This window comes from Phocaeicola sp. (assembly GCF_048170425.1).
In the GTDB taxonomy this organism is placed as follows: domain Bacteria; phylum Bacteroidota; class Bacteroidia; order Bacteroidales; family Bacteroidaceae; genus Phocaeicola.
In genome coordinates this window covers 1-4,946 of record NZ_DBEXBB010000321.1, presented here as the reverse complement: position 1 = coordinate 4,946, position 4,946 = coordinate 1, and the positions used below count along the sequence as shown (strand labels likewise).

The following is a 4,946-nucleotide window of genomic DNA, read 5'->3' as shown; positions in this document are numbered from 1 at the left end:
TCTGTTTCAAAGGAGATTCTTCTGTTATTTTTGTATATTTGTCGCATAAAAATAAGAAACAAGTATGAAACAGACTCTTTATGCGTGGGCCAGCATCGTGGTGGGATGTACCATCTTAGCGGCCGGATTCGTATTCTTTATCAATCCCTATAACATCGTGCCCGGAGGAGTGTACGGGGCCAGCATCGTGCTCCACAACCTGTTCCCGTCTATCCAGGTGGGTACGTTCGGCTATATGTTCGACATTCCGCTGCTCATCCTGTCGGTGCTGCTGTTGGGGGCGAAGTTAGGAGTGCGCACCATTGTGGCGGCCCTGCTTACTCCGTTGCTGATGAATACCATGTCGCGGCTGGTCTACCCTACCCGCGAAGCACTGGAGAGTCTGGACCCGGCACAACTGCTGGGAGGCAGCATGAACATGACGGACCACCTGATGCTGACGTGCATCATCGGGGCGGTGATCATCGGTGTGGGTACGGGCATCGTGATACGCAGCCAGGCTACCACGGGCGGAAGTGACATCGTGGGGATGCTGCTACAGAAGTATGCGCACATCCGTTTCTCGCGGGCCATCCTGCTGGTAGACGGCGCGGTGGTGTGTTTCGGGCTGGTGGTCATCGGCTTCGGACTGGGTACGGCCGGCGATGCTACGCAACCTTCGTGGCACCTGTCGTTCTACTCGCTGATTTCCATCTTCATCATCTCGCGGGTCATTGCCTACATGATTAACGGGGCGAAGAACGACAAGCTGATTTTTGTCATCAGCGACCATGAGTTGCAGCCTCTTCATCAATATATCCTGAAGGACCTGGACCGTACGGCCACCTGCATCAAAAGTTCCGGCCTGTACACGGGCAAGGACAAGGAGATGATTTTCCTTGTGGTGAGCTACCAGGAGGTGCAGGGCGTGAAGCTGAAAATCAAGGAGGCCGACCCGCGGGCATTCGTGGTGGTGACGGATGCGTACGACACCTTCGGCGAAGGGTGGAAACAGCTTCCTTCGCCACACGAGATTTATCCGGAGTAACCATGCAATGCTTGATGTAAAAAAATCATAAATCTTCATTTTGTAATCTGTTCTTAATGAACATTAGTAACCTGAAGGTAACTTACTTACATTCAACTCCCTTCTTGTATGAGAAAAAAGAATCGTCCACCTTTGCTGTCGAAATCATTAAAACAGTTACATTATGAAACAGACTCAGCAAATTGCAGAAGGCACTCATTTTTCAGCCTTATCTACAGGTTCTTTCAGCCAGTTGAATGACTATGTATTGCCGGTAGCTCCGGGAATGGAAATTCAGGGGAAAGTGTTCATGGGACAGGCATTGCAGACCACAGGCGCAGAAATCTCATTCCAGTCGTTCGCTCCGGGAAAGGAAACCGGTTTCCTTCATACGCACCAGACACACGAAGAATTATATATTTTCGTGAGTGGAAAGGGTGAATTTCAGGTGGACGGACAGGTTTTCCCTGTAGGGGAAGGAAGCGTAGTGCGCGTGGCTCCAGAAGGCAAACGTTCAGTGCGCAACAATGGTACGGAACCGCTGATTATGATTTGCGTACAATACAAAGCTCAGACATTCACAGCTCAGGATGCGGCCGACGGACAACTCCTGCAGGAGCCCGTGAAATGGTAACACACTGTAAGAAAGTAAACAACGGGGCAGGCTCGGACGGGTCTCCCCTTTTTTCATATACAGAAAGCCCTTCCTGAAATCGGCCCAACCAAATTCCGACTTTTAAGACAGAAAATCCGACTTTCTGAAAAACGTACTACCGGGATTTATGTCATACCTTTGCATAAACAAAAAACATGCTTATGCACATTCTTTTTACGCATTTCCGTAATTTCCGTCCCGGCCTCACACTGGCATGTTGCCTGTGGGCACTGCTGGGCGGATGCGACATGATTGAATATCACCCGTACGACCTCGACATTGACGGGGAAACGGACGTGAACCGCCGGAACATCGAACGGATTGAAACGGCTACTTACGGAAAAGAGGAAATCCGGTTTGCCGTAATCAGTGACACACAGCGCTGGTACGACGAAACGGAGGATGCCGTGGAGGCCCTGAACCGGCGCGACGACCTGGATTTCGTACTTCATACGGGCGACATGTCCGACTTTGGTCTGAAACTGGAGTTTGAGAAACAGCGCGACATTCTCAGCGGACTGAGAGTGCCTTTTGTCTGCCTGCTGGGCAACCATGATTGTCTGGCTACGGGACTCGATGTGTTCCGCAAGATATTCGGCACGGAAGATTTCGCCTTTACTGCCGGTTACGTGCGTTTTCTGTGCCTGAACACCAATGCCCTGGAGTTCGACTACTCGTCGGCGGTACCCAATATCCAGTTTATCCGCGAAGAAGGTGACCACGTGCCCGAAGGAGTGGAAAAAACCGTGGTGGCCATGCATGCAGGCCCCTTCTCCGAACAGTTCAACAACAACATCGCCGAGTATTTTCAGTATTATCTCCGGGAAATGCCCGACCTGCAGTTCTGCGTCTACGGTCACGGGCATAATATCAGTGTAGACGAGTTCTTCGATGACGGTATCAAGTACTACGAATGTACCTGCGCCAAGAAGCGCTCTTATCTGTTTTTCACCCTCAACTCAAACGGCTATACCTATGAAGTGGTCAATTTTTAAACTGCTGCTGGCAGGAGGAATGGCCGGAATGACGTTCCTGCCCCTTTGCGCACAAAACGACAGTATCGCTCCGGCCGTAAAGGAACGTCGCTGGGACAAGCGCGAGCACCTGCGTTATGAACGGTGGGAACGCCTGAAGCCCACTCATATGAAATGGCAGTACGCCGGAGGAATGGGACTCAACTCAGTAGGCGTGGGCTGGGATTACGGACGCCGCTGCCAGTGGGAAACGGACTTCCTGGTAGGTTTCCTTCCGGCCAAGTATGCCGAGAAATTCCGTCTCACATTTACCGTGAAGCAGAACTACATTCCCTGGAGCATCTGCTTCAAGGAGCACTGGATGGCCGAACCCTTCTACTGCGGTCTGTACATCACCACCATTGCGGGCGACGAGTTCTGGAAGAAGGAACCGGGACGCTATCCCAACAAATACTATAACTTCAGTACCAAGATGCGCCCCTATATCTTCGTGGGACAGCGGTTCGGGTTCAGTCCCCGCCATGACCTGGTGCGCCACGTCTCCCTGTTCTATGAGTTGAGCACCTGCGAGCTGTACCTCATCAGCAAGGTAACCAACAAAAGCCTCTCCATGCGCGACATCCTGCGCCTGTCGTTCGGCGTGAAAGTACAGCTGTTCAGAGACGAATAGACACGGCCTGCAAAAAAAGATAAAAAAGGAACGGCAGCCGTTCGCCGTTCCAAAGTTTTCGTTACCTTTGCCGGAAAGTAAACAAAGGGGTGCCCCACGGATGTGTCCGGGCTGAGATTATACCCTACGAACCTGATGCGGTTAATACCGACGAAGGGATTGTTGATTCTGACATCTATTTCCTTTCCCCGCCCGCGGGATGCTCTCTTTGGTTTACACCCTAAAACAGTATGCTTATGAAACTATTGGTAAACAACAAAGAGACGGAACTTACACAAGGTCATACAATTGCCGCACTGGCACAGCAGCTGGAACTTCCGAAGCAGGGAGTAGCCATCGCGCTGCATAACCGCATGGTTCCGCGTGCGGAATGGGAAAACACCGTCCTGAACGAGGGCGACAGTCTGGTCATCATCAAAGCTGCTTGCGGAGGATAAGCCCATGGACATGAATCATTTCAAGCTACAGTTCATCACGCATTTCACTGACACGTATTCGTATCTCGACTCGGCCCGGATGGCTCTCGAAGGGGGATGCCGCTGGGTACAGCTTCGTATGAAGCATGCTTCGGACGAGGAGACGGAAGCGGTGGCTGTGGAGGTACAGAAGTTGTGCCGCACGTACGGAGCCACCTTCCTCATCGACGACCGGGTGGAACTGGTGCGCAAACTGAAGGCCGACGGGGTGCACCTGGGCAAGAACGACATGCCGATAGCTGAAGCACGGAAGATACTTGGCAGCGGCTTCCTCATCGGGGGCACGGCCAACACGTTCGACGACGTACGGGCGCACTACGAAGCTGGAGCAGACTACATAGGCTGTGGCCCGTTCCGTTTCACCACCACGAAGGAAAAACTCAGCCCTATCCTCGGACTGGAGGGCTACCGTTCCATCGTACAGCAGATGAAGGCGGAAGGCATCTACCTGCCCATCGTAGCCATCGGCGGCATCACCCTGGAAGACATCCCTGCCATCATGCAGACCGGTGTGACGGGTATCGCCCTGAGCGGCACCATCCTGCGGGCAGCGAATCCGGTGGAAGAGACGAAGAAAATCATCGAGGAGTTAAAAAGTAAAAGTTAACAGTTAAAAACGACTGACTTTTAGCCTTTGATTCCGATTAGCCGCATAACGCATCGGATTCATCCCTGAAAAAGAACAGCGGAAAAGCCTTTTATTCTCTCCAAGGAACGCAAGCCACAAGTTCATTCGTCCTCCCTACGGAGCATAAAAAACCGAAACCAACAGGTTCTTATCTCAAAATAAAGCGCAGGACGAGTATTCTTCGTGCAACGAAAAAGGAAAGCTACAGCGATTCGCCCAAAGGGAGGAAACCAAACAAAAAGTGAGGGCAGAAAGCAAAGAAGCACAAGCAAAAGCTTCACACCCATACAACGATTTCGCCCCAAAGGGAAGACCCAAAGCAAAAAACGGATCAAAGAGCAAAGAAGCGCAAACAAGGTTCTCCCCTCCCCACAGCGATTTCGCCAAAGGCGAAGAGCGGCCAGCCAGCAAAAAAATCCCGTCCTCAGTTTCGGGCCGAAAAGCAGAGAAGCGGAGCACGGCGAAAAGAAGCGCAGGCTGTTTGAGCGAAGCGAGTTCCTGCGCTTCCGACGAGCGGAGCTTCGCAGCCGGTCCGAA

6 protein-coding genes, 1 pseudogene and 1 riboswitch are annotated in these 4,946 nt (G+C 52.0%); of the genes and pseudogenes, 6 read left to right on the top strand and 1 reads right to left on the bottom strand.

Features of this window, described 5'->3' with window-relative positions; all coding sequences use genetic code 11:
• The first annotated feature begins 64 nt into the window (after nt 1-64).
• The 6 genes from ACMJ0U_RS12355 to ACMJ0U_RS12330 all read left to right on the top strand — a co-directional run bounded on the left by ACMJ0U_RS12355 (nt 65) and on the right by ACMJ0U_RS12330 (nt 4,388).
• On the top strand, nt 65-1,027 hold the full coding sequence (locus ACMJ0U_RS12355; protein WP_417130175.1) for a YitT family protein: 963 nt from the start codon (nt 65-67) through the stop codon (nt 1,025-1,027).
• 163 nt (nt 1,028-1,190) lie between these two features.
• Complete coding sequence (locus tag ACMJ0U_RS12350; RefSeq protein ID WP_417130174.1) at nt 1,191-1,640, top strand: cupin domain-containing protein; 450 nt, start codon at nt 1,191-1,193, stop codon at nt 1,638-1,640.
• Between the two features lie 182 nt (nt 1,641-1,822).
• Nucleotides 1,823-2,656: a metallophosphoesterase family protein gene (locus ACMJ0U_RS12345; protein ID WP_417130173.1), complete on the top strand. Its 834-nt coding sequence runs from the start codon at nt 1,823-1,825 to the stop codon at nt 2,654-2,656.
• On the top strand, nt 2,637-3,305 hold the full coding sequence (locus tag ACMJ0U_RS12340; RefSeq protein WP_278560576.1) for a hypothetical protein: 669 nt from the start codon (nt 2,637-2,639) through the stop codon (nt 3,303-3,305). Before ACMJ0U_RS12345 ends, ACMJ0U_RS12340 begins: the two co-directional genes overlap by 20 nt.
• A 75-nt stretch (nt 3,306-3,380) precedes the next feature.
• A riboswitch (TPP riboswitch) is annotated at nt 3,381-3,481 on the top strand.
• Between the two features lie 60 nt (nt 3,482-3,541).
• A complete protein-coding gene (thiS, locus tag ACMJ0U_RS12335; protein WP_040313353.1) occupies nt 3,542-3,742 on the top strand; it encodes a sulfur carrier protein ThiS in 201 nt (66 codons plus the stop codon).
• A 10-nt stretch (nt 3,743-3,752) separates the two neighbouring features.
• Nucleotides 3,753-4,388 (top strand): thiamine phosphate synthase, encoded by a 636-nt coding sequence (locus ACMJ0U_RS12330; RefSeq protein WP_417130176.1) that lies wholly within the window; start codon nt 3,753-3,755, stop codon nt 4,386-4,388.
• Nucleotides 4,389-4,562: 174 nt separating this feature from the next.
• Here ACMJ0U_RS12330 and ACMJ0U_RS12325 read toward each other — a convergent pair.
• A pseudogene (locus tag ACMJ0U_RS12325) lies at nt 4,563-4,946 on the bottom strand (hypothetical protein); the annotation flags it as partial.

Excerpts from the sequence above, each read along its gene's own strand:
- ACMJ0U_RS12355 (WP_417130175.1), top strand. The coding sequence starts at position 65 with ATGAAACAGACTCTTTATGCGTGGGCCAGCATCGTGGTGGGATGTACC.
- ACMJ0U_RS12350 (WP_417130174.1), top strand. The coding sequence starts at position 1,191 with ATGAAACAGACTCAGCAAATTGCAGAAGGCACTCATTTTTCAGCCTTA.
- ACMJ0U_RS12345 (WP_417130173.1), top strand. The coding sequence starts at position 1,823 with ATGCACATTCTTTTTACGCATTTCCGTAATTTCCGTCCCGGCCTCACA.
- ACMJ0U_RS12340 (WP_278560576.1), top strand. The coding sequence starts at position 2,637 with ATGAAGTGGTCAATTTTTAAACTGCTGCTGGCAGGAGGAATGGCCGGA.
- thiS (WP_040313353.1), top strand. The coding sequence starts at position 3,542 with ATGAAACTATTGGTAAACAACAAAGAGACGGAACTTACACAAGGTCAT.
- ACMJ0U_RS12330 (WP_417130176.1), top strand. The coding sequence starts at position 3,753 with ATGAATCATTTCAAGCTACAGTTCATCACGCATTTCACTGACACGTAT.